Source organism: Deferribacterota bacterium, assembly GCA_034189185.1.
Classification (GTDB): Bacteria; Chrysiogenota; Deferribacteres; order Deferribacterales; family UBA228; genus UBA228.
Genome location: JAXHVM010000236.1, coordinates 1 through 2,262, shown reverse-complemented (window position 1 = coordinate 2,262; position 2,262 = coordinate 1). Strand labels below are relative to the sequence as shown.

Genomic DNA, 2,262 nt, shown 5'->3' with positions numbered 1-2,262 from the left:
GGAGCAGAAATTGCAAAGCAAATTGTTTTGACCAACAGATTGAAAATTAAGAAGGTTTTACTATTTAATCCTTTAATTGATACAAACAATCAATCAAAAGGATTCTTAAAATTAATTTATAATTGTAATTATATTTTAAACACTTTGGCAATTTTAAGATGGTTGCCCAAATTACATCATTATCCTGATTATGCTTCTATTGGCAATAAACCATATATTGTTTATTGGTTAAACGATATGACACATGTAAACATAAAAAAATATATTGAATTACAAAAAAATCTAAGATATATAGCATTCAATAATGATAAATGGATAAATGGATCACATATTATTCTTGGGAATAAGGATACAATAACCAATACTAAAAGCACTATCAATCTAATAATGAAAATGCAAACCAATACATTGATTTTAGAGGGTAATCATTTATTACCTTTAATTAATTTCAATAAAATTGAACAAATATTTATCAATTTTTTAAACAATTGAATTATACTAATAATTATGTCAAAAACAAATAAAAAAGACAACAATCAGAATCACTTGCGCATTATGTACGGTATTGGCGGACATGGTAATGGTCATATAACAAGAAGTATTTATGTTGCTGAATATTTGCAAAAAAATGATTGTGAAATTAAAATATTAACTTTTGGACAGGGAAGTAATTATATTAGAAAATATTATCCTGATTATGATTTTATTGATATTTCAGGTTTTGACCTATATTATAAGAAAGGTGCATTAAGACCATACAAAACATTTTATGAGTTTATTAGACATATACCTATATATTTATTTAAGAATTTTTTTATTTTTCTAAAGGTGCTTCTTGAATTTCAACCTGATATTATTCTCTCTGATTTTGAACCATTTACACAGATTCTTGCAAAAACCCTCAATATTCCACTTATTGGAATAGATAATGTTGTAGCGACAATAAGACCTGAAAAAAGACCAGTAAAATTTATATCAAGGGAATTATGGTTCACGAACTCAACAATTCGTTTTTTCACAAGAAATGCAAAACATCATTTTATTCTATCTTTTGCTCCTGAACTAATAAAAATTAAAAAGTGGGAAACCAATATCACAATTGTACAACCAATAATTAGAGAAAATGTCATAAATAAAAGAAAACAAGTAGGAGATGATGATTTTATACTTGTATATCAAACGTCAAATAGTACAATTGAACAAATCAATGATTTAACAAAAACATTTTCCACTATTAAATTTATTGTTTACGGATTAGATGTTCAAAATAGAAAAAATGTAATAAAAAAGCAATTATCATATACTGAATTTATTGATGACCTTTCAAGATGCACAGGAATTGTATGTAATGGGGGATTCTCTCTTATCAGTGAGGCAATATATTTAAAAAAACCTATATTTGCAATGCCAATAAAGGGACAATATGAACAAAGGGTTAACGGTTCATTTATAGCGAAAAAAGGATACGGTGTTTTAAATGAGAGATTTGATGTCAATAAATTTGGATATTTCATTAATAATATTGATGAATTTCGCGAAAATTTAAAAAACTATTATCAGATTGATAACAATGATTTTCTTTTAGAATTAAAAAGTGTAATACAAAAAGTTGGGAAAAAAAGGATTAGTCCGGATTATGGACGTTTTTATTCAAGAATATTAAATATCTGGTATGTTAAACTTATTGTACATATTAGTAAAAAAATATCCATATATAAAAATAAAACCACTTAGTCTCAAAAACTTAGCGCAACCAATATATAATGGAAATAAAAAACAACAGGAGGCTAAAGAATGGAGAAAGAGCGAAAATACAAAAGATTAACAATGGAGGAACGAGAGGATATAAGCAAACTGTTATCCCGGGGATACAGTCATAATGAAATAGGCAGAAGACTGAACCGTCACAAATCAACAATCAGCAGAGAGATAACGGGCAGAGGATTTACAAAAAAGAGTTACAGAGCGGATTTGGCACAGAAACGCTCAAAGAGACAGGCAAGCAGCAGGAAGAAAGGGAAGAAGAAGTTATTTTAGAATAACCATATGTAAAGGAACATCTAAAAAAGAAATGGTCACCTGATCAGATTGCCTGACGGCTGTATTCCGCTCAATATTGTCTTCTTGCCCATTATTCTACTTCCCTCAGTTTTTCCTCTATTTCCCCATAATGAATTGTTGTTTCTTCATTCATGAGATTCAGCAATTTCTTGACATCTTCGTTTTTTGTATCAATTACATCAGAATAATTATTCTCCATCA

Annotated in this window: 3 protein-coding genes; all 3 read left to right on the top strand. The window is 28.1% G+C overall.

The features are described 5' to 3' along the window. Window positions 1-492 (top strand): hypothetical protein (locus SVN78_10365; GenBank protein ID MDY6822010.1); only part of this gene is annotated, 492 nt, incomplete at its 5' end. A 15-nt stretch (window positions 493-507) separates the two neighbouring features. Continuing rightward, complete coding sequence (locus SVN78_10360; GenBank protein ID MDY6822009.1) at window positions 508-1,734, top strand: glycosyltransferase family protein; 1,227 nt, start codon at window positions 508-510, stop codon at window positions 1,732-1,734. 60 nt (window positions 1,735-1,794) lie between these two features. Further along, entirely contained in the window at window positions 1,795-2,037 is a 243-nt protein-coding gene (locus SVN78_10355; GenBank protein MDY6822008.1) for a helix-turn-helix domain-containing protein, read from the top strand. Window positions 2,038-2,262: the final 225 nt, after the last annotated feature.

What these genes read in the sequence shown, in the direction of transcription:
- SVN78_10360 (MDY6822009.1), top strand. Translation starts at nt 508, where the DNA reads ATGTCAAAAACAAATAAAAAAGACAACAATCAGAATCACTTGCGCATT.
- SVN78_10355 (MDY6822008.1), top strand. Translation starts at nt 1,795, where the DNA reads ATGGAGAAAGAGCGAAAATACAAAAGATTAACAATGGAGGAACGAGAG.